This is a genomic window from Luteolibacter sp. (assembly GCF_058122085.1).
In genome coordinates, this window is the sequence record NZ_JBIKBQ010000039.1 from 13,510 (window position 1) to 30,319 (window position 16,810).

At 62.3% G+C, this 16,810-nt stretch carries 17 protein-coding genes and 1 tRNA gene; 5 read left to right on the plus strand and 13 right to left on the minus strand.

Annotated elements, in window-relative coordinates; translation table 11 throughout:
• Positions 1-33 precede the first annotated feature (33 nt).
• The 3 genes from AC4DF4_RS07685 to AC4DF4_RS07695 form a co-directional block, all read right to left on the minus strand.
• Positions 34-1,743, minus strand: a complete 1,710-nt coding sequence (locus AC4DF4_RS07685; RefSeq protein WP_490047534.1) for a 30S ribosomal protein S1 — start codon at positions 1,741-1,743, stop codon at positions 34-36.
• 289 nt (positions 1,744-2,032) lie between these two features.
• Positions 2,033-2,428 (minus strand): hypothetical protein, encoded by a 396-nt coding sequence (locus tag AC4DF4_RS07690; protein ID WP_490047535.1) that lies wholly within the window; start codon positions 2,426-2,428, stop codon positions 2,033-2,035.
• Positions 2,429-2,571: 143 nt separating this feature from the next.
• Positions 2,572-3,027 carry a hypothetical protein gene (locus AC4DF4_RS07695; RefSeq protein WP_490047536.1) on the minus strand — a complete coding sequence of 152 codons (456 nt, stop codon included), beginning with the start codon at positions 3,025-3,027 and terminating at the stop codon, positions 2,572-2,574.
• A 124-nt stretch (positions 3,028-3,151) separates the two neighbouring features.
• Here AC4DF4_RS07695 and ruvB point away from each other — a divergent pair, with 124 nt between their 5' ends.
• Genes ruvB through AC4DF4_RS07710 form a run of 3 tightly spaced genes read left to right on the plus strand, consistent with a single transcriptional unit; the run spans position 3,152 to position 5,214 of the window.
• Positions 3,152-4,183 carry a Holliday junction branch migration DNA helicase RuvB gene (ruvB, locus tag AC4DF4_RS07700; RefSeq protein WP_490047537.1) on the plus strand — a complete coding sequence of 344 codons (1,032 nt, stop codon included), beginning with the start codon at positions 3,152-3,154 and terminating at the stop codon, positions 4,181-4,183.
• Between the two features lie 29 nt (positions 4,184-4,212).
• Entirely contained in the window at positions 4,213-4,638 is a 426-nt protein-coding gene (locus tag AC4DF4_RS07705) for a Fur family transcriptional regulator (RefSeq protein WP_490047538.1), read from the plus strand.
• 15 nt (positions 4,639-4,653) lie between these two features.
• The gene (locus AC4DF4_RS07710) at positions 4,654-5,214 is read left to right on the plus strand and encodes a TPM domain-containing protein (protein ID WP_490047539.1); all 561 of its coding nucleotides are present in this window, start codon (positions 4,654-4,656) and stop codon (positions 5,212-5,214) included.
• A gap of 4 nt (positions 5,215-5,218) precedes the next feature.
• Here AC4DF4_RS07710 and AC4DF4_RS07715 read toward each other — a convergent pair whose 3' ends face one another.
• Entirely contained in the window at positions 5,219-6,229 is a 1,011-nt protein-coding gene (locus tag AC4DF4_RS07715; protein WP_490047540.1) for a hypothetical protein, read from the minus strand.
• Between the two features lie 13 nt (positions 6,230-6,242).
• Positions 6,243-6,325, minus strand: a tRNA-Leu gene (locus AC4DF4_RS07720).
• Between the two features lie 159 nt (positions 6,326-6,484).
• On the opposite strand from AC4DF4_RS07720, the gene gmk reads away from it, so the two are divergent.
• The gene (gene gmk / locus AC4DF4_RS07725; protein ID WP_490047541.1) at positions 6,485-7,087 is read left to right on the plus strand and encodes a guanylate kinase; all 603 of its coding nucleotides are present in this window, start codon (positions 6,485-6,487) and stop codon (positions 7,085-7,087) included.
• 16 nt (positions 7,088-7,103) lie between these two features.
• Here gmk and serS read toward each other — a convergent pair whose 3' ends face one another.
• Positions 7,104-8,381 carry a serine--tRNA ligase gene (gene serS, locus AC4DF4_RS07730; protein ID WP_490047550.1) on the minus strand — a complete coding sequence of 426 codons (1,278 nt, stop codon included), beginning with the start codon at positions 8,379-8,381 and terminating at the stop codon, positions 7,104-7,106.
• Positions 8,382-8,519: 138 nt separating this feature from the next.
• Between serS and tsaE the strand changes: the two genes are divergently transcribed.
• Positions 8,520-8,936, plus strand: coding sequence for a tRNA (adenosine(37)-N6)-threonylcarbamoyltransferase complex ATPase subunit type 1 TsaE (tsaE, locus tag AC4DF4_RS07735; RefSeq protein WP_490047542.1), 417 nt, complete (start codon positions 8,520-8,522; stop codon positions 8,934-8,936).
• Between the two features lie 195 nt (positions 8,937-9,131).
• Here the strand turns inward: tsaE and AC4DF4_RS07740 are convergent, their stop codons facing one another.
• The 7 genes from AC4DF4_RS07740 to AC4DF4_RS07770 all read right to left on the minus strand — a co-directional run bounded on the left by AC4DF4_RS07740 (position 9,132) and on the right by AC4DF4_RS07770 (position 16,776).
• Entirely contained in the window at positions 9,132-10,220 is a 1,089-nt protein-coding gene (locus AC4DF4_RS07740) for an SAM-dependent methyltransferase (RefSeq protein WP_490047543.1), read from the minus strand.
• Between the two features lie 162 nt (positions 10,221-10,382).
• Positions 10,383-10,859, minus strand: a complete 477-nt coding sequence (locus AC4DF4_RS07745) for a hypothetical protein (RefSeq protein ID WP_490047544.1) — start codon at positions 10,857-10,859, stop codon at positions 10,383-10,385.
• 233 nt (positions 10,860-11,092) lie between these two features.
• Positions 11,093-11,551, minus strand: coding sequence for an acetolactate synthase (locus AC4DF4_RS07750; protein WP_490047545.1), 459 nt, complete (start codon positions 11,549-11,551; stop codon positions 11,093-11,095).
• Positions 11,552-11,566: 15 nt separating this feature from the next.
• Positions 11,567-13,048, minus strand: a complete 1,482-nt coding sequence (locus AC4DF4_RS07755) for an ankyrin repeat domain-containing protein (RefSeq protein WP_490047546.1) — start codon at positions 13,046-13,048, stop codon at positions 11,567-11,569.
• Between the two features lie 23 nt (positions 13,049-13,071).
• Positions 13,072-13,779 carry a tRNA (N6-threonylcarbamoyladenosine(37)-N6)-methyltransferase TrmO gene (tsaA, locus tag AC4DF4_RS07760; RefSeq protein WP_490047547.1) on the minus strand — a complete coding sequence of 236 codons (708 nt, stop codon included), beginning with the start codon at positions 13,777-13,779 and terminating at the stop codon, positions 13,072-13,074.
• A 64-nt stretch (positions 13,780-13,843) separates the two neighbouring features.
• Positions 13,844-15,193 (minus strand): oligosaccharide flippase family protein, encoded by a 1,350-nt coding sequence (locus AC4DF4_RS07765; protein ID WP_490047548.1) that lies wholly within the window; start codon positions 15,191-15,193, stop codon positions 13,844-13,846.
• A 2-nt stretch (positions 15,194-15,195) separates the two neighbouring features.
• Positions 15,196-16,776 carry a sugar transferase gene (locus tag AC4DF4_RS07770; RefSeq protein ID WP_490047549.1) on the minus strand — a complete coding sequence of 527 codons (1,581 nt, stop codon included), beginning with the start codon at positions 16,774-16,776 and terminating at the stop codon, positions 15,196-15,198.
• Between the last annotated feature and the right edge of the window lie 34 nt (positions 16,777-16,810).

The following is a 16,810-nucleotide window of genomic DNA, read 5'->3' on the forward strand; positions in this document are numbered from 1 at the left end:
AGAACTCGTGGCGACCTGTGATCGCCACTACGTTTAGTCTTCCTGACCCGGGCTCCAGTCTTCGGAGGCGGCGGCGGCGAGGTTGAACGCTTGCTCGAGGCCGACCATCTCGGAGGACGGACGAAGGCTCTCGAAGCTGGCGCTTTCCTTCTTCAGCTGCTCGTCGGAGTAACCGACGGCCTTGATGGAAAGTCCGATGCGGCGCTCGACCTTGTCGACCTTGATGACGCGGGCTTCGATCTCTTCGCCGACCTTGATGATGTCCTTGACCTTCTCCACGTGCTCTTCGCTGAGTTGCGAGATGTGGATGAGGCCGTCGATGTCACCGTCGAGGCTGATGAAGGCGCCGAAGGATGCGATCTTGGCGACCGTGCCCTTGACGATGTCGCCGACCTTGAAGCGACCGTCGATGAGGCTCCATGGGTCGTTCTCGGTTTGTTTGACGCCGAGAGAGACGCGCTGGTTGGCCTTGTCGATGGCGAGCACGATGGCTTCGACTTCGTCGTTCTTTTTGAGAACTTCGGACGGGTGGTTGATCTTGCGGGTCCAGGACATGTCCGAGACGTGGATCATGCCGTCGATGCCTTCCTCGAGCTCCACGAACGCACCGTAAGCGGTGAGGTTGCGGACCGGGCCGGTGATGGTCGCACCGACCGGGTAGCGGAGCTCGATTTCATCCCATGGGTTGGAATCGAGCTGGCGCACGCCGAGCGAGATTTTCTGCTCCTCGATGCTGATGCCGAGGACGACAGCCGCGATTTCCTGGCCGATTTCAAGGACATCGCTCGGGCGAGTGATGCGCTTGACCCAGCTGAGTTCGGAAACGTGGACGAGTCCTTCGACACCGCGCTCGATTTCGATGAACGCGCCGTAAGGAAGAAGCTTGGTGACGCGACCCTTGACGTTATGGCCGATCGGGTATTTCCGCTCGATGTCTTCCCATGGGTTCTCGGAGGTCTGCTTGAGGCCGAGCGAAACACGCTCTTTCTCGCGGTCCACGTCGAGGATGACGACATCCACGGACTGTCCGATGTGGAGCAGTTCGGAAGGATGGTTGATGCGGCCCCACGACATGTCGGTGATGTGGAGGAGTCCGTCCATGCCCGCGAGATCGACGAAGGCGCCGAAGTCGGTGATGTTCTTGATCGCGCCGGTGACCTTGTCGCCGATTTTGACGGACTGAAGGAAGGTCTGGCGTTGCTCGGAGCGCTCGGCCTCGATGACCTCGCGGCGGGAAATGACGATGTTTTTGCGCTCGTCGTTGATTTTGACGATTTTGAACTCGTAAACGTTGCCGACGTATTCGTTGAGGTCCTTCGGTGGAATGATGTCCACTTGCGAGCCGGGAAGGAAGGCTTCGACGCCGACGTTGACGGTGAGTCCGCCTTTGACGACCGACTTGACCTTGCCGCGGACGAGACCGCCGTCTTGGAAGACTTTGACGATCTTCTCCCAGTTTTGTTTGTGGGCGGCCTTTTCCTTCGAGAGGACAACCATGCCCTCGTCGTTTTCAAGTTTTTCGAGAAGCACTTCGATTTCGTCGCCGATTTCGATTTCCTCATCCTCGAACTCGTTCGACGGGATGGCTCCTTCGGATTTGTAGCCGATATCGACTAGGACGACTTGAGGGCGGATTTCGAGAATCGTGCCTTTGACGATCGATCCTTCGCGGAATTCGCGAAACTTGGAGTCGATGAGGTCGTTGAGTTCAGTGTTGGTGGGTTCCGCACATGCGTAAGCCATAATGTTATCTGGTTTGGGGTTGTGTAGGTTGGTTCGTTTTCTTCCTGGAATTGCCCCGAGAAGTAAAACTGACAGACACCGGGGCGCCAACCGTCGGTCAGTAGAAAGAAAAGCGAACACCGAGACTAGGCCCGAAAACCCGCATGGCAAGGCCAAAGGCAGGGAAAATCCGGCGATTTCAGCCTCCATTGCGCCCCGCCATCGCACCGATCCCGCAAAGGACGATGGCGCCGATGAAAATGAGCGCGTAAAGGCTCACGAAAATCAGGAATAGAATCCCGACGAATTTTCAGAATGAACGTTGCTCGTTGAGCGCCCTTTCCAGATCGATAGTCGCCCCGGACGCCATCAAGCTGCCGATGCAAGTGGCATATTTCCAGAGCTTCAGGGCGGGGAAGATATAGACGAACGCAAGAGCCCCGCAAATCACCGCGATCAGGATTCCCATCCCGCCGGAGAACATCGGATTCTTGGTCGCGCTGGCCATAAAACTCCCCATGAGCGCCATCCCCAACGCCAGCAGCAGCATCAATCCGGCACCGACGAACGTGAGCACGGAAATGAACCGCACCCAGCCCTTGGTGGCGGCGAGTTGCTGGATGAGGCCTTGGGAAACCTCGGCATGTCCGCTGTGGCCGGTGGGTTGAACGTTCGTGAGGGGCGTCGAGTAAGGGTCGTTTTGCATGGTTCCTCAGGCTCCATAACAGAAACCCCGGAGGCAAGCAGTTTCTCCCCGATAGGCCGAATACAGGAAAACCGGACGGAGTTCGAGAACCGGCGGCAAATGGCCTTTACCCCCCTCTCGCCGAGAGGGGGGACGGCGGACGCCTATTGGGACTTGTCGGGCTTGGGCGTGCCGAGGCGGGCGAGGAGCAGGCCGATGAAATTCAGAACCGGGGCCGCCATGAGCAGATACAAGCCCCAGCCGATCGGTTGTTCGCCCGGTGACCTCCCGAACAAGATCGCCACGGAGAAGCCCACGGCGGAGAGGCCGCCGAAGATGACCGTCGGAAGCCACGCCATCTTGGATTTGATCCACACCCTTGCGAGAAACGGCGAAGCCACGATCAGAAGCGAGGACGTCAGAAACGATGCGACGGCGACCCAGCCCAGCGGCTCGTCCATTCCCGAGGGGTGCTGAGCCAGATCCCACAATTCCTTCCATACTTTCCAGCCCGCGTCGTCGCCTTGCTCCGGGTCCCGGATGAAGTGAAAGGCGGCGAACGCGACGATGGCGGCGGCCATGAATGCCTTTGAAAAAAGCTGCCAGACGGAAATGCGCACGGAGTTAAATTCCCTCTTTGGCCCCGGACCGCAAGCCTTGACGCGCACGGTTCGGAATCATGCGGGTCAAACTCCGCACTTCTCAGGGACGGAAGGGCGGGTTTGAATCCCCGCGCACGCCCCGATGTCCGAAAATTTCTACCAACAAACCACCGCAGCGCCGGTCACACCGTTTGATGTCTCGCTGCGCCCGCCCGCGTTTTCCGAATTCATCGGCCAGGAAAAGGTCAAGGACCGCATCCTCCTGATGCTGGAGGCCGCCAAACAACGCGGCGACGTGCTCGACCACGTCTTGCTTTCCGGCCCGCCCGGCTTGGGGAAAACCACTCTCGCCAACCTCATCGCCCGCGCCGCCGGGACCCAGCTCCACACGACCTCCGGCCCGCAGATCGAAAAAGCCGGCGACCTCGCGGGCATTTTGACCAACATCCAGAAGGGCGACATCCTCTTCATCGATGAAATCCACCGCCTGCATCCGGCCATCGAGGAATATCTCTATCCCGCGATGGAGGATTTCCGGCTCGATATCATCATCGACTCCGGCCCGTCCGCGCGGTCGATCCAGATCAATTTGCCGAAATTCACCCTCGTCGGCGCGACCACCCGCTCCGGCATGCTCACCGCCCCGCTGCGCTCGCGCTTCGGGCTGGCGAACCGGCTGGATTACTACACCCACGACGAGCTCGCGCAAATCATCGAGCGCTCGGCCGGACTGCTGGACGTGCCGATCGAGCGCGACGGCGCGCTCGAAATCGCCTCGCGCTCCCGCGGCACCCCGCGCGTCGCCAACGCGCTGCTGCGCTGGGTCCGCGACTTCGCCCAAGTCCGCGGCGAGGGATTCATCGATGGCAAAATCGCCGACGCCGCGCTCGCCATGATCGAGATCGACTCGCAGGGCCTCGACGAAATGGACAAGCGCCTGCTCGAAGTGCTAATTTACAAATTCAACGGCGGTCCGGTCGGACTCAACTCGCTCGCCGTCGCCGTGGGCGAGGACGCCGCGACCATCGAGGAAGTGCACGAACCGTTTCTCATCATGCAGGGCTTCCTGATGCGGACCCCGCGCGGGCGCACCGCCATGCCCGCCGCTTACGCCAAAATCGGCGCGCCGATGCCGCCGTCCCGGCCCGATGATTCGCAGACGAGCTTGTTTTAAAATCCAACCGCACCTAGCTTGCGTCCGTCATGAATCGCATCGTCAAAGAAACTATCGACCGCTGCCGTGCGGCAGGCCTCCGCCGCACCAAAGCGTTGGAGGAGCTCGTGATCACGCTGTTGGAAAGCCAGCGGCCGATGACTCTCTCCGAGCTCGCCACCTCCAAGCGGCTCACCGACCAATGCGACAAGGCGACCGTTTTCCGCCTGCTCCAGCGGCTCACCGAGCACGGCCTGGTCCGCCGGCTCGGCCTGCACGAGCGGGCCGCGTATTTCACCCTGCTGGTGCCGGGCAAACACAGCGACTATCTGATTTGCACCAGCTGCGGCAGCATCGAGCCGATCCAGGCCCCCTGCCCCGTCCATCAGCTTGAGGACGAAATCCGCCAGAAAACCGGCTTCCGGAATCTCTATCACGAGCTGGAGTTCTTCGGCGTCTGCCCGAAGTGCGCGTGATTCCGCGCCACACCCATGCATTGCCCATTCTGTCAAACCCCGTTGAAAGCCGACGCCGCCGAGTGCCCGGCTTGCCGGCTGACGTTTCCGCGGACCGGCGCGTTGGTCGGCGCGGTGCCGCGGCTGGCACCGGTGGTCGCCGACACCACGCGGAGGCTCGGCGCGGCGGATCAATTGAAGCTGAAAAAGGAAATCGCGAAAATCCAGCGGCGCTTCCCGCAGCTCGTCCTGCAAGTGGTGATGCACGAGTTCCCCGCCGAGCACCCGTTTTCGATGCATGCCTTCTGGCTCTTCAACGCCGGAAATTTCGCCGGCGACAGCCACCGCGGGAAGAACAACCACGCGCTGCTCATCGCGCTCGATCCGGCGCGCGGCGAGGCGGCGATCATGCCGGGCTACGGGCTGGAGTCGTTTTTGAAAACGGAAGCCCTCGACCACCTGCTCGAACTCGCCGGCCCGTCATGGGAAAGCCGTCGCTGGGCGGACGGGATTTTCAGCGTGCTCGACGGACTGGATCAATTGCTCGAATCCGTCGCGATTCCCGAGGAAACCGCCGCCCGCGACGGCGAGTTCTAATCGCTCAGCCGAACGCTTTCAAAAACCCGACCTCGATGGCGAGCGGCTCGAACGCGTTCGTCTCAAGCGTCCGGCGCAGCGAGTCGAGCGCTTCCATCCGCTTGAGCAAGCGGCCTTCCGTTTCCGCCTCGGCGAGGGCGCGCAAGGCGGGCGCGGACTCGGGGAAATCGAGACCACCGCCATTCACCTTCATGCGGAGCAGATCCGCCATCCAGGCCATCAGCACGTCGAACAGGCGGTTGCGCGCGTCAAGATACTCAGCCTCGGCGGCGGCTTTGTGGAAATTTTCACGCTCCTTCAGCCACGAGCCGTCGGTGGTATCGCGGTAAGCGGCGGTTTCCTCTTTCTCAGCGGCTTTCGCGGCGGCCTCCGCCTCCTCGCGGAACTCCGCCAAAAACGAAGCGAAGGCGGCTTTCAAATGCAGCGCCGCGACCGGCGTGCCGAAGCCACGGGCGGCCGCGGCGTTGAGCGCGCTCACCAGTTCGGCCCCGCCATCCGCCAGAAGAGCCCGGCCGCCGAGCAGCGGAAGGCGCACGCAGCGGGATAAAATCGTCGGCAACAGCCGCTGCGGATTGGCGGTGAGCAGCAGCAGCAGCGTGTTTTGCGGCGGTTCTTCGAGGGTTTTCAAAAAGGCGTTGGCCGACTGGTCGTTCATCCGGTCCGCCTCGGTGATGACGCCCACCTTGCACGCGCCGCCGGGTGCGGCGAGGTGGAGCGTTTGCTCCAAATCGCGGATTTCATCCACCCCGATGCGGCGCGACTTCATCCGCGGACGGACGATCCGGATCCAGCCGCTCTCCAGCTCGTCGAGCGGCGGCGTCTCGACCACGATCGGCTCGCCGAACAAATCAAAACCGCCGGATTTCGGCGAGCCGTTCACGAGCTGGATCATGCGGGCGGCGAGGTTTTCCTTGCCGCTGCCATGCGCCCCGCTGATGAGAAACGCATGCGCCAGCCGCCCCCGTTCGTGTGCGGAGGAAATCAATTCAAATGCCCGGTCTGCCAAATACGCCATGAATCAAAAAGTGTGCCGCCGGCCGGACTCGAACCGGCACGCCATTGCTGACAACAGATTTTAAGTCTGGGGTGTCTACCATTCCACCACGGCGGCATTTTCACAGCCTCACAAGGCGACTGCGAGGCGAGTAATGCGTAAACCCGTTCCGCCGTCTAGCTCGGCTTTTCCATCAGGAGATTTTTCCGCCCGCTTCACGAAATTCCAAACAAACTGCTCGATTCCGGCCCGGCATTGAGTTCTAGATCCCGACTCATGTCCGCACGCACCGGCATCCTCCTTGTTGTTTCCGGTCCTTCGGGATCGGGGAAAACCACGCTTTGCAGGCAACTGGCCGACTCCGGCGAGGTCCGCTACTCGATTTCCTGCACCACCCGCCCGCCCCGACCGGGCGAGGAAAACGGCAAGGACTATCATTTCCTCTCGCGGGAGGATTTCCAACAGCGTCTCGACGCAGGCGATTTTCTCGAACACGCGCTGGTCCACGGGAACCTCTACGGCTCGCTCAAATCCGAGGTGATTTCCCACCTCCAGGCCGGCACCGACGTGGTGATGGACATCGACATCCAGGGCGCGGACCAGGTCCGGAGCTGCCGGGACAGCGACATCCAGCGCGCCTTCGTGGATCTTTTCGTGATGCCGCCGAGCGAGGCCGAGCTTTACCAGCGGCTTTCCGGTCGCGGCACCGACAGCGCGGAAACCATCGCCCTTCGCATGACCAACGCGCTTGAGGAAATGCAGCACTGGCGGCGATACACCTACCGCCTGCTGTCCTCCACCCGCGAGCAGGACCGGGCGAGTTTCCACGCCCTGCTGGCTGCGGAACGGCTGCGGGTTTCGCGGATTTCGCAATCCTGAGGCCCGCCCGCCGCTCTCAGATTTGAGCTGCGCCGAAGTAGGGGACGAGGGCGTCCGGGATGCGGATGGAGCCGTCGGGTTGCTGGCATTGTTCTAGCAGCGCCACGTAGAGGCGCGGCAGCGCGGTGCCGGAGCCGTTGAGCGTGTAGGGAAAACGGTTTTTGCCCTCGGCGTCCTTGAAGCGGAGTTTCATGCGGCGGGCCTGATAGTCGCCGAAGCACGAGCAGCTGGAAACTTCGAGATATTTGCCGTGGCCGGGCGCCCAGACCTCGATGTCGTAGGTTTTGGCGGAGGAGAAACCGATGTCGCCGGTGCAGAGTTCGATGGTCCGGTAGTGGAGGCCGAGTTTCTGCAAAATCGATTCCGCGTGGGCGGTGAGCTGCTCCAGCACCTCGAAGCCGTGGTCGGGGTGGACGATCTGGACGAGCTCGACCTTGTCGAACTGGTGCATGCGGATGATGCCCTTGTTGTCGCGCCCGGCGGACCCGGCCTCGCGGCGGAAGCACGGGGTGTAGGCGACCATTTGGATCGGTAGCGCGGACTCCGGCAGGAGCGTGTCCCGATAGAGATTAGTGACAGGAACCTCGGCGGTGGGGGCGAGGAAGAGGCTGTTGACGCCGTTCTCGTCGGCGTCGGTGCCATACATGTCGTCCTCGAATTTCGGCAACTGGCCAGTGCCTTCCATGCACTCGCGCTTGACGAGGTGCGGGACGTTGACCTCCTCGTAACCGTTAGCAGTCTGGGTATCGAGCAGGAAATTGATCAGCGCGCGCTCGAGGCGGGCGCCTTTGCCGCGATAGACGACGAAGCCGGAGCCGGCGGTACGGATGCCGTCGTCCCAGTTGATCAGGCCGTGCTTGAGGGCGAGCTCGACGTGGTCTTTCGGCTCGGCGAGGTCGGGCTTGCCCCCCCACTCGCGGACGACGGGATTGGCCGTTTCATCGGAGCCGACCGGGCAGGCTTCGTGGGTGAGATTGGGGATGTTGAGCAGCAAATCATTCTGCTCGGCGGCGGCGTCGTCCGACTTCACGTCGAGCGCGGTGATCTGCTCGTTGATGGCCCGGACCTCAGCCTCGATGGTAGAAGTGTCCTCGCCCTTGGCCTTGAGCATGCCGATTTGCTTGGAAATCGTCTTCCGCGAGTTCTGGAGCTGTTGCTTGGCGGTTTCAAGCGCCCGGCGGGACTCGTCGCAGGCGAGCACTTCATGAACAAGTTTCCAGTGGTCACCGCCGCGGGCTTTGAGGCGGTCTTGAACGGCGGCGGGGTTTTCGCGGATGACGCGGATGTCGAGCATGGCGGCGAGACTCTCACGGGCGATGGGGTGGAGAATCAACCGAATTTTGAGCGAATGCGGGATATCACCCGATGGGAGTCAGCTCGACGTCGCTTTTTCAATCGACTTGATCCGCGGTTTCCGCTTTTCGAAGGAACGATGCAACGACACGCGGAATCCCCCGAAGCGATGGAAGCCCTCGGCCGGGAGGCGGCGGAATTGGCGGGGCCGGGCTCCGTGATCGCCCTGGTCGGCGGTCTCGGCGCGGGGAAAACCCACTGGACCAAGGGCTTCGTCGCAGGGATCGGCTCGGCGGCGGATGTCACGAGCCCGACCTTCGGGCTGCTCCACGAATACCCCGGCGGGCGCCTGCCGGTGTTTCACCTGGATTTCTATCGGCTGGAATCAGCGGCGGAATTGATCTCGCTGGGCTGGGATGAATTGCTGGATCAAGGCGGCGTGATCATCGCCGAGTGGGGCGACAAATTTCCGGAATTGCTCCCGCCGGAGACTGTGTGGCTGCACTTCACCGTGGAAGCCGAAGGCCGCCGGAGCGTGCGCGAGCGCGTAGCCTAGAGCGCGCCAGCCGCCAACGCGGGCCCAGCCAATCTTGCGGCTGCACCCACCGCACTGCCCGCCGTCCGGATCAATGCTCCGGGCAAGCCACAGGAGCTGAGGGAAAGCATGGCGATCGCCAGTGCGGTCCATTGAAGAATCCGTTGCATGGCCGGGGAGCATGTCCAGCGCCGATGCGGAGTCAAGTAAGCCTCTTTAAACTGCCGCTCCGAGTTCGAAAAACAAGGTGAGTTCCTGACGGTTGTAGGTCAGGTGCGTTCTGGCGATCAATTTCAGCCCGGCCGCGGCGGCGGAGTCCACGGCGGATTGGAAGAGCCCGTTCATCTCGCCGAAGGTGGTGGCGCCCGTGGTCTTCAGGGTGAAAATCACAATGCCGCCCGGATTGAGATTCTTGGCCAAGCGGCCGACCTGGCGGATGGATTCGAGCGGGTCGCCGTTCATGTCCGAGAGAATCGCGTCGTAGGTCATGCTCGCGTTCGGCTTGAAGGCGGCCACGTCCATCAGCGCGAAATGCAGGCCCGGCTGCGATTCGAGCCGCTTGTCGAGCGGCGCGCGGTCGATCGCAGTGACCTTGTATCCCCGGTCGAGCAGCTCGGAGGTCATGCCGCCGGGGCTGGCGCCGAGTTCGAGCCAGTGGCGGCCTTTTTTGAGCGGCGACCGGTGCATTTGCAGGTAATGGAGCGCCTCGGCGATTTTCGCGCCCGCGCGGCTGATGGTGTCGGGGGAGTTCTGGCTGATGAACTTGGTGCCGCCCGGATAGAATCCGTTGGAAGCCTTCGGGCTCTGCATGCCGCAGAAAAGGCCTTCCTTTCCGACCAGGCAGAACAGGGTCGCCCGCCCGCTGTGCTGGGCTTCGACGTCCTTGAAAGCGGCGATTTCCGCGGGAAAAAGCTGAAGCGTCCGGCCGCGGAGGTTGGAGGCGAGCGTCTTGTAATAACGGTTCGTGGCGCTCGGATCGAGCTGGCCGATGAAGATCGCCTGCGGATTGCGGCCGCCGAATTTCCGGAACATCGCCTGCGCCGCCTTTTCGACGAAGCCTTCCATGGTCTCGGGATTGCACGGCCAAGAGTGGTCGAGCGGCAGATTCCAGCGGAGATATTTGGCGGCTTCCGACTGGTGGACGGCCGCCGGGTCCGGCGTCTGGATCAGGTAATACTCGCTGCCCAGCTTCTTGGAAATTTCCCCGCCGAGCCCTTTGACAATGTCTCCGGAAAATTCCGCGAAAACCTCGGAGATACGAATCAGCCATTTGGCAGGCGGCGGGGCAGGTGTCGAAGAATTCAAAATGCGGGGATTTCTGAAGCGGGAGATACCCCGCCGCCGAACCGGGCGCAACTCCTGTGTTTCCGCGCCGGAAGTCAGGCACCACGGATCCGACAAATCCTGGCACGCTGAGGGGAAAGCGTTCCGGGGACACCAAGATTTGTCAGATTCGCGGAGCCTGCCTCAAATCACATTGCGCAGCGCGACGACCTCCTCGACGCTGTCTTCCCTGATGAATCCGGGCGGCACGTGGTCCACATTGAGCTCCAACCAACGCTCCGCCTCTTCGCGACTCTGGAAAATCCGCATGCGGTCGGTGTTGCGCGACCAGTATCCCAGCATCCGGATAATTCCGTATGTCGTGGAGTTCGGAGCCACATACGCCAGCCAGCCGCGCGAGCGATTCGCCTCCTGCCGGAGTATCAGCGCCAGCCGCAGCACGTCGTTGGTGGCCAAATCCAATTCGGCCTCGCTGAAATCGATCAACCCGTGGAAATCCCCCGACCAACACGGATCGGACGCCATCGCCGAAATGACCGACTTCAAATCCGCCAAGCCCGTTTTGCCCTGATATTCCTCGATGCGCATCCGCCGGTCGGCATCGATCCGGTAGTGCCCCACCGTCCCCAAGGATGAATAGTCAGTTGTTAAAAATTTCATAGGGTTCCTTACTATCGGACCCCCGGCGTGATCATTCGTTCAAAAAATTCAACCAACCCACCCTCGTAAGCGACTGTTTTTTAGAAAGTTACATACTTATTGAAAATACGGGGTTCTTAAACAGTGGCCGCCCAGCCCTTGTAAACACGGGCTGACGGTTGATAACAAAACCTCCCAGTCACCAGAATCCACGAGCCACCGCCGCGTAAAAATTTATCTCTCGCGACTCGGAATCAGCGGCTGAGATCGTCCTGATACATCAGCTTGAAACCGCTCTGGTGGAGGACGGCCACCGCGAACTCGTAGTCCTCGACGTGCATCGCCAGCATCGACCGCCCTTCCGGACTCGGCATCAACGCGTAGGCGAAATCGATATTCGTCTCGGCAATCATCAACGTGTCGAGGCACTGAAGTAGTCCGGGGCCGGACTCGCGCATCGCGATCACGATCAGCTCGCAAGTGGTGAACGGAATCCCTTTTTCCATGAACAACTGCTCGGTGCCGTCCGGATCGGAAACCACCAACCGCGCCACCGTGGCGTCACGCGAATCCTGGACGCTCAAGCCGATGACCTCGATGCCGAGGGACCGCAAGAGTTTCACCATCGCGGCCAATGCGCCGACGCGGTTGGGAAGCAAGACGGAGAATTGGCGGACGGGCTCGCCGTGGTCGATGATGGTGTCGGAATCCATAGAGGGGAATCTATCTCAACCACGCGGTCCGCGCAAGGGGATCGTCTGAACCGCGCCGCTGGTGATTTCCTGGATGACCATTTGGTTCGGGCGCACGTCGGAAATGAGATATTCCGCGCCGTCGGCTCCTCTGAAACGTTGGCCGGGTGAGGCGAGGTAGCGTTTGCCGGTGGCGGCGTCTTCCACCAGCGCGACCGGGTCATGGGCCTTGGAGGGAACACCGGAAATCCACTCGCGCGTGCTGCCCGTGGAGCGGTCCCGGACTTCCACCACGGAAATTTCCACCGGCCGTCCGAGGCTGAGCTTGCTGTCCTCCATCCGCCGCTGAACGCGCACGATGACGAGATTCGAACCGGGAATCGGCTCACCGGCCCGGACGCTCACCTCGTGCGGGATAGTCCCGGCGATGCGCACCGTGGCGGTTTCGCCGGCCACGGATTTCACACTTACCGGCACCTCCTTTTCACGATAATGGCGCATCACCAGCGGCGGCATGGGAAACGGTTCGGCAAGCGCCGGACCGGCGGGTGGAGACTTCCGCGGCACCCGCTGACTTGCGACCGGACTGCTGAGCGTCTCGCCCTCGATCGGCTTGGAGGCCGCGCGTGGCGGCACGTTTGCCGGTGAAACCGTCGCTTTTCCCGCATCCGCCCCCACGTCCACCGCATCGACGAACGCATCCATCGATTTCGCGATTTCCGCCGGAGACTCCAAGGCCAGATCCGCAGGAAGCGGATCGCGGGAAATCAGCGCGGCAATCTCCGGATGCCCCGACGCCGTCGCCATCTCGGCCGCAGTCCGCCCCTCCGGATCGGTGGTGAAGCGGCTGGATCCGATGTCGATGAGCAGCTTCACCGCATCCGCATGGCCGTTTTCCGCGGCGATCATCAGCGGCGTCCGCCCGTCTTCCATCCGCGCGTAAACGGACGCGCCGAAGTTCGTGAGCGCGTCGATCACGTCCGCCCGGCCGACCAGAGCTGCCAGCAACAGCGCGGGATCGAGGTCCTCGCGATGGTAAGCGGCCAGCTCGCCCACCGCGGCGGGACGGCCCTCGCGCACGGCGAGCATCAGTGGCTTGAAACCATCCTTATCTTTCAAACCCGGATCCGCGCCTTGTCGGAGCAGCCAACGCACCATCCCCGTTTGATCGCCCATCACCGCCGCCATCAGGGGCGTGCGCTCCGCCGCGCCGCGAAGGTCCACCGCCAGACCGCGATTGAGCAGGAAATCCGCCGCGCCCTGCGCCCCGGCGGCCGCCGCCGCATGCAGCGCGGAATCCCCCTCCGCGTTCCGGCTGTCGACCGCAAATTTTCCTGAAATGAACTTCTTCAACGCCGGAACATCGTTCTCACGGCTGGCCCGAAACCAATCCTCCGTCGTCAGTTGATAGCCGGCCTCACCGAGATCCGACTTCACCGTCTCGCCGCGCTTCTTGCAGGACGGCAGCAGCGCCAGGAAAAAAACGATCACCGCCAGCTTTCTCCAAATCCCGTTCATGGCGGGAAATTACTTCGGTTTTCCTAAGCACTCAACCCCGAACCTTCCGCCGGCTCGATTCCCGAAATCCGGCACACACCCTCGCGGATCGTGAAGCGCACATTGCAGCCGCACAGCGACGCGCCGAAAACCCGCTCCGCATCCGCCACCTGAGTCGCCGGCCGCGGGTCCAGCGACAACGCTTCCAACAACACCGCCCGCGCCCGCTTGGGCAGGCGCCCGAAATTTTCCGCCGCCGCCGCCTCCACTTCCACCGGCAGCCGCGAAATCGCCTCCCCGGCATATCCTGCCGTGGCCTCCGGCAAAGCCTCGGCATAGGGCAAATACGGCTTCACGTCATAAACCGGCGTTCCATCCAACAGATCCAGCCCGCCCAGCAACAGCACCGGCGCGTCCGCGCACGTCGTGTCGATTCCCTCCAACCGCACCAGCGAAAGCCCGAGCCCGTTAGGCCGGAAAGTCGAGCGGCTCGCAAACACGCCGATCCGCTGGTTCCCGCCGAGCCGCGGCGGGCGGACCGTCGGTTTCCACCCCTGCCCGACCGTTTCATGAAAGCCGAAAACCAGCCACAAATGCGAAAACCCCTCGATCCCGCGGACCGCCTCCGGGCTGCGGTAAGCCGGGTGAAACACCAGCCTGCCCCACGCGCTCGGGCACAAACCCGGCTGCCGCGGAACCGCGAATTTCTCGCCGAAGCACGAGCGAACCGTGCCGATAGGATCAATGTTCATAGCGCCGCCGATTCAAGGCGATCCATTTTGAAAAACAAGCATCGCGTCCGGTCGATGGAAGTCGTCAGCGATTTGAAAGCGCGCGGGCGACCCGCCTCGGCAAGACGGTGCCGGTCAATAACAGGACCACCACCCCCATGGTGCCGAGCAGTGCCTCGACCCCGCCGAAGTGAAGCGCCATGGCTCCCGACACCGCGACGCAGGCGGACTCGACGAGCTGGATTCTGACCAGTTTCCCGACCTGGCCGGTGCCGATCATCATCGCGTGGTTGATGTGACGCCAGACGTGGGCGATGAAATAGAGGCCGTAACAGCCGAGCAGCACCCGGCTGATGTTGGAAAACTCCCTGCCTAACCACAGAGGCAGCAGGATGGGCCCGAGCAGCAGCAGTCCGAGCGCCGAGCAGATGGCGAATCCGCTGCCGTAGAGATAGAGCCGTCTGGCCGCTCGGACCGCCCAGGCGCGGTCGCCTCTGGCAAGCGCCTCGGCGACGGCCGGCCAGGTGGGCGTGCTGAGCATCACCACGAATCCGAGCTGCATCACGGTGAGGGTAATGAAAACGCCGTAAAGCGCGATGGCCGCCGGGCCACCGTCGCGGCCGACCAGCCAGCCGCAGAAATTATACTCGACGATGCCGGTGACCAGGCAGCAGGTGGAAAACGCGATGCCGTCCGAGAACAAATGCCGGGCGGTGGCGAGGCGGAACGCTTTCACCGACGGCATCATCAGCGGATGCTTTTTCCAGAGCGCGACGGTGTTGCAGAGTTTGGATAGAACCATCGCGCCATGCACGGCGACGACGAGAAACCAAACCTGCGGGACGAACCAGACGCCGACCGAGACGAAGATCGCGGCCATGACATTACCGGCGGCTCCCCACAAATTATTGGATGCGACTTCGAGGTGACCTTCGCGGACACGCTCAGTGAGATTCAAGACGAAGAGCATCAGGAACAAGCCGAGGCCGACCCACAAGGCGGGCCGCAGCGCGGATTCCTTGCCGGAGAACGCCTCGCCGAACAAGGTCGGCAGCGGGACGGCGAGCAGCACGGCGGCCAGCGCGAGTCCTGCTAACAACGCGATGCCGGCCATCAGGAAAAACGCGGCTGAGCCGAGTTCGCGTTGTCGCGCCTCGTCCCCGTCGGCGCGGGCGCGGGTCAGGCCGTGGGTCAGCGCGGGGCCCACGCCGACCTGTAGCAGCGAGATGGTGGCGAGCGTGAGATTGACGGTGGTATAAAGCCCGAATTCCTCTCGCCCCAGCACCCGCACGGCGAGCGGGATGGAGAGCAACTGCAGCAGGATCGTGCCCGCCTTCGAGACGAAGGACGTGAGCACCGCCAAGCGGATCGAACGGTCGCGGCGGGCGGTGGTTTCTGCGGTGGAAATCTCGGGCATGCCTTCGGTGGAAGGCATGCTTAACATGCGCCGCCGCGTTTGTAGAGGGTCATCATCATGATCTGAAAATCGAGGACGAAGTTCCAGTTTTCGATGTAATCGAGATCGAATTTCACCCGCTCGCGCAGGCAGGTGTCCCCGCGCAGGCCGTTGACCTGGGCCCAACCGGTGACGCCCGGCTTGATGTTGTGGCGGACGTTGTAATGAGGAATTTCCTCCTTGAAGCCCTCGATCAATTCCGGCCGCTCGGGGCGCGGGCCGACGAGGCTCATGTCTCCGCGCAGGACGTTCCAGAACTGCGGCAGCTCGTCGATGTTCCATGCGCGCATGGACTCCCCGATTTTCAAGCGGCGCGGGTCGTCCTTGACCGTCCAACCCGGCGTTCCCGCCACTTCGGCATCGAGCCTCATGCTGCGGATCTTGTAAATGTAGAAGGGGCGGCCGTTCAAGCCGATGCGGCGCTGGCGATAGATCACGTTGCCGGGCGATTCCAGATAGACGATCGCCGCGAACACCGCCACCACCGGTGCCGAGACAACGAGCCCGATGATGCTGCCGACGATGTCCACCGTCCGCTTCGCCGCGTTGTTGAACGCGTGGTGCAACGGCATTTTCCCGATGCCAAGCACGGGCATGCCGTGAATGCTTTCCAGCCGGAGTCCGGAAACAAGGATCTGGAAACAGCTCGGGACGATTTTGAAATCAATGAATTCCCGGCCGCAGGTTTCGGCGAGATCGAGCATTTGATGACGGTCCAAAGTGCCGTCCACCACCATCACCAAGTCCGCGCCGGACGAGCGGAGGATGGGACGAAGCGATGCATAATGGCCCAACACCGGAACCCCGGACGGAGGATCCAGCTCGAAAGCCTGGGCGGGCGGGCAAATGGCCCCGGCGACGGAAATCTGATTGGCCCGGCCGCTTCCAAAGCGCTTCAAGGCACGATCACATTCTCCATTCCAACCCAGGAAAACGGTCTTCTGGCGCAGGGGGGTGGCGAAGGATTCGCGGCGCATGACGCAGTAGAGAAACCACCGCCAGCCGAGCAGGCCGGCCATGGAAATCGAGCACCCGATGGCGCAATACAGGCGGCTGATGGCAGGTTCGATTTTCAAAACGAGCGCGAGGGCCAGGAAGCCAACGCCCCAGATCACGCAGGATTTCACGATGATCGCAAAGGTCTTCCGCACCGCGAGGAAGTTCCGAGGATCATGGAGCCGCGAGTTCGCCAGCAGGAAGATCAACAGCGCGCTGCCCACCAGCACGTGGCCGCAATAGCCGGTGACGCTGATCGCCGAATCCACGACGCCGACTTCCCGCAAGCCGGTTTCAAACCGGATCACGTAAGCGAGCATCAAGGCCATCAGGACAACGGCCGAGTCCCCCAGAAAGCTAACGGCCACCAGTTTCTGGTGCGCGACCCATGGACGGTGCCGGTGTCTGAGGGTGAAGGATTCGGGGGGAGCAGTCGGAGCGACCGCGGGACGAGCAAGAAGAGACTCGCCCGCATCCAAGCGGGATATCGGATTCACAGCCGTCCCAGAGGAAGGCTTAACCCGGAGCGGAAAAGCGGGCTGGTGTTGAGTTGAAATCCCTGCCACTCGGTAGGGTGTATGAACAAAACATCACCAGCCC

What these genes read in the sequence shown, in the direction of transcription:
- AC4DF4_RS07750 (WP_490047545.1), bottom strand. Translation starts at nt 11,551, where the DNA reads ATGGATTCCGACACCATCATCGACCACGGCGAGCCCGTCCGCCAATTC.
- AC4DF4_RS07685 (WP_490047534.1), bottom strand. Translation starts at nt 1,743, where the DNA reads ATGGCTTACGCATGTGCGGAACCCACCAACACTGAACTCAACGACCTC.
- serS (WP_490047550.1), bottom strand. Translation starts at nt 8,381, where the DNA reads ATGCTCGACATCCGCGTCATCCGCGAAAACCCCGCCGCCGTTCAAGAC.
- AC4DF4_RS07745 (WP_490047544.1), bottom strand. Translation starts at nt 10,859, where the DNA reads ATGAAATTTTTAACAACTGACTATTCATCCTTGGGGACGGTGGGGCAC.
- AC4DF4_RS07765 (WP_490047548.1), bottom strand. Translation starts at nt 15,193, where the DNA reads ATGCCTTCCACCGAAGGCATGCCCGAGATTTCCACCGCAGAAACCACC.
- AC4DF4_RS07705 (WP_490047538.1), top strand. Translation starts at nt 4,213, where the DNA reads ATGAATCGCATCGTCAAAGAAACTATCGACCGCTGCCGTGCGGCAGGC.
- gmk (WP_490047541.1), top strand. Translation starts at nt 6,485, where the DNA reads ATGTCCGCACGCACCGGCATCCTCCTTGTTGTTTCCGGTCCTTCGGGA.
- AC4DF4_RS07690 (WP_490047535.1), bottom strand. Translation starts at nt 2,428, where the DNA reads ATGCAAAACGACCCTTACTCGACGCCCCTCACGAACGTTCAACCCACC.
- AC4DF4_RS07715 (WP_490047540.1), bottom strand. Translation starts at nt 6,229, where the DNA reads ATGGCGTATTTGGCAGACCGGGCATTTGAATTGATTTCCTCCGCACAC.
- tsaA (WP_490047547.1), bottom strand. Translation starts at nt 13,779, where the DNA reads ATGAACATTGATCCTATCGGCACGGTTCGCTCGTGCTTCGGCGAGAAA.
- AC4DF4_RS07755 (WP_490047546.1), bottom strand. Translation starts at nt 13,048, where the DNA reads ATGAACGGGATTTGGAGAAAGCTGGCGGTGATCGTTTTTTTCCTGGCG.
- ruvB (WP_490047537.1), top strand. Translation starts at nt 3,152, where the DNA reads ATGTCCGAAAATTTCTACCAACAAACCACCGCAGCGCCGGTCACACCG.
- AC4DF4_RS07710 (WP_490047539.1), top strand. Translation starts at nt 4,654, where the DNA reads ATGCATTGCCCATTCTGTCAAACCCCGTTGAAAGCCGACGCCGCCGAG.
- tsaE (WP_490047542.1), top strand. Translation starts at nt 8,520, where the DNA reads ATGCAACGACACGCGGAATCCCCCGAAGCGATGGAAGCCCTCGGCCGG.